Here is a 2,895-nt window from a genome sequence, read left to right as displayed (position 1 = left end):
CCTGCGGGCCGAGCTGGCTGCCGTGGACGTGACGTGCAGCCGCTTCCGGCCGGACTCGGAACTGACCCGGGTGAACCTGGCCGCGGGCACCACGGTGACCGTCGGCGAGCGGTTCGCCGAGGCGCTGGAGGCCGCGCTGCGTTCCGCCGAACTCACCGGCGGAGCCGTGGACCCCACGGTCGGCCGCGCGGTGATCGCGCTCGGCTACGACCGCACCTTCGCCTCCCTGCGCCCCGACGACGTGCGCCCCCTGCCGGTGTTCCGGCCCGCTCCGGGCTGGCGCAGCATCGTCTGGAACGCGCGCACCCGGCGGCTGCGCCTGCCTGCGGACACGTGCCTCGACCTGGGCTCGTCCGCCAAGGCGCTCGCCGCCGACCGGGCCGCCTCCCGGGCCGCTGCCGCTGCGGGCTGCGGCGTGGTGGTCAACCTGGGCGGCGATCTGGCGGTGGCCGGGACACCGCCGGACGGCGGCTGGCGGATCGCCGTCGCCGACGACCACGCCCGGCCCGAGCCGTCCCGCTGCCCCACCGTCGCGGTGACCACGGGCGCACTGGCGACCTCGGGTGTCCGGGTGCGCACCTGGCGGCGCGCCGGACGCACCGTGCACCACATCGTGGACCCGCTGACCGGCGAGCCCGCTGCGCCCGTCTGGCACACCGCCACCGTGGCCGCCGCCACCTGCGTGGACGCCAACGCCGCCGGCACGGCGGCGATCGTGCTGGGCCACGCGGCCGAGGACTGGCTGCGCCGCACCGGGCTCCCCGCCCGCCTGGTGGCCCCGGACGGCCGAGTCGTACGTCTCGGCGGCTGGCCGCCCGAGGCCCGCGCTCCCGGGGCGACGCTCGCCGGAGGTGCGCGATGACCGCCCTGGCCCTGACCGGCAGCCCGCTCTGGTACGCGAGCCGGGCCGGCGGCAGCCTGGCGCTGCTGCTGCTCACCGCCACGGTGGCGCTCGGCATCGCCTCCGCCGGGCGCGCCGCACCCCGCAGGATCGGCCGTTTCGAGATCGGCCTGCTGCACCGCAACCTGTCCCTGCTGACCCTGGTGTTCCTGGTGCTGCACGTGGTCACCGCCGTGCTCGACCCGTTCGTCCACCTGGGATGGGCGGTGACCGTGATCCCGTTCGGCGCGTCGTACCGCCCGCTCTGGCTCGGTCTGGGCACGGTCGCACTCGACCTCTTGCTGGCGGTCCTGGTCACCAGTGCGATGCGGCTGCGCATCGGGGCGCGCCGCTGGAAGGCCGTGCACTGGCTGGCGTACGCGGCCTGGCCCCTCGCCCTCTTCCACGGGGTCGCGACGGGTACGGACACCCGGCTGCCCCTGCAGCTGTGGCTCTACGCGGGCTGCATCGGGGCCGTGGTCGCGGCGGTGTGGTGGAGGCTGGCGAAGTCCGGCCCCGGGCGGGTCGCGGGACGTCTCGTCGCCGCGGTGACCGCGGCGGCCCTGCCGGTACTGCTCGCCGCGTTCCTGGCCGCCGGGCCGCTCCAGCCCGGCTGGGCCCAGCGCGCCGCCACCACGATGCTCCTCCACCTCGGGGGCGGACGATGAACTCCTCGGCACCGACGCCTTCCGCCGCGTACCGCCCGGCCGCGGCGGGCGCGCCCGCCGGCGCCCGGCTCCTGGCGGGCTGGTACGCCACCGGAAGGCCGGCCGACCTGGACGAGCACCTGCGGCGCTACGGGCCTCCCCCGGTCGCCGCGGCGCGCGGCCACCGCCACTCGGTGCCTCTGCTGCGGGACGTGGAGGCGGCCGGGCTCACCGGCCGTGGCGGCGCCGGTTTCCCGACCGCCGCCAAGCTGCGTGCGGTGGCGGCGCGACGGGGCCGAGCCGTGGTCGTCGTCAACGCCATGGAGAGCGAACCGCCCAGCCGCAAGGACCAGTTCCTCCTCGCCGTCGCACCGCACCTCGTCCTCGACGGTGCCGTCCTCGCCGCGGAGGCGGTGGGCGCCGACACCGTCCACATCTGTCTGCCACGTGGCCGCCCCGCCCAGTACCAGCGGCTGCGCACCGCCCTGGACGACCGCGCACGGGCCCGCCTCGACACCGTGTCGCTGCTGCCGCACCTGCTCCCGCACACCTACGTCTCCAGCGAGTCGACGTCTCTGGTGCGCTGGCTCAACGGGGGCGAGGCCCGGCCGCTGGGCAACCCGCCGCGCAGCCACGAGCGCGGTGTCGCACGCCGGCCCACGCTCGTCCACAACGCCGAGACGCTCGCCCACCTGGCCCTGGTCGCCCGCCACGGCCCCGACTGGTTCCGGCGGACAGGAACACCCGACGAGCCGGGCACCACGCTCGTCACCGTCTCCGGTGCCGTGGCGGCACCCGGGGTCCTGGAGGTCTCGCTCGGCACGCCGCTCGCGACGATCCTCGACGGCGCCGGGGGGCCCACAGAGCCGTTGCGGGCGGTGCTGCTCGGCGGCTTCGCGGGGGTGTGGCTGCCTGCCGGGCACCTGCACACCCCGTTCGCCCGGCAGGACCTGGCCGAACTGGGCGCCGCGCCGGGGGCGGGCGTGCTCGTCGCGCTTCCGCGGGCCGCCTGCGGACTGACCGAGACGGCCCGGGTCCTCACCTATCTGGCCGCGCACAGCGCGCGTCAGTGCGGTCCCTGCCGTCTCGGGCTGCCCGCGGTGGCCGAGGACTTCGCCGCCCTGGCCGCCGGACGGGCCGACCCGGACCTGCTCTCCCGTCTGCGCCGGCGCACCGGCCTGCTGCCGGACCGGGGCGCCTGCCGCCACCCCGACGGCGCCGCCCGACTCGCCGCCTCCGCCCTGCGCACCTTCGCCGCCGACGTCGACCACCACCTCACACGGGGCGCCTGCCCCGACGTCCACCGAACGCACCTCCCCGTCCCGCCCGCCGAACCCCCGGAGGCATGGCGATGACCCACACCCGGAC

At 77.3% G+C, this 2,895-nt stretch carries 3 protein-coding genes; all 3 read left to right on the top strand.

The window, feature by feature from the left end; translation table 11 throughout:
• A partial coding sequence (locus EHS43_RS41710; RefSeq protein ID WP_148104258.1) for an FAD:protein FMN transferase occupies positions 1-862 on the top strand: 862 nt, incomplete at its 5' end.
• Positions 859-1,548 carry a ferric reductase-like transmembrane domain-containing protein gene (locus EHS43_RS41705; protein WP_125195699.1) on the top strand — a complete coding sequence of 230 codons (690 nt, stop codon included), beginning with the start codon at positions 859-861 and terminating at the stop codon, positions 1,546-1,548. The genes EHS43_RS41710 and EHS43_RS41705, both read left to right, overlap by 4 nt.
• Positions 1,545-2,882, top strand: a complete 1,338-nt coding sequence (locus EHS43_RS41700; protein ID WP_125195698.1) for an NADH-ubiquinone oxidoreductase-F iron-sulfur binding region domain-containing protein — start codon at positions 1,545-1,547, stop codon at positions 2,880-2,882. Before EHS43_RS41705 ends, EHS43_RS41700 begins: the two co-directional genes overlap by 4 nt.
• Positions 2,883-2,895 lie beyond the last annotated feature (13 nt).

This window comes from Streptomyces sp. RP5T, from assembly GCF_003933965.1.
Taxonomy (GTDB): domain Bacteria; phylum Actinomycetota; class Actinomycetes; order Streptomycetales; family Streptomycetaceae; genus Streptomyces.
The sequence above is the reverse complement of the archived record's forward strand: the minus strand, read 5'-3'. Positions and strand labels throughout refer to the sequence as shown.

Excerpts from the sequence above, each read along its gene's own strand:
- EHS43_RS41705 (WP_125195699.1), top strand. The coding sequence starts at position 859 with ATGACCGCCCTGGCCCTGACCGGCAGCCCGCTCTGGTACGCGAGCCGG.
- EHS43_RS41700 (WP_125195698.1), top strand. The coding sequence starts at position 1,545 with ATGAACTCCTCGGCACCGACGCCTTCCGCCGCGTACCGCCCGGCCGCG.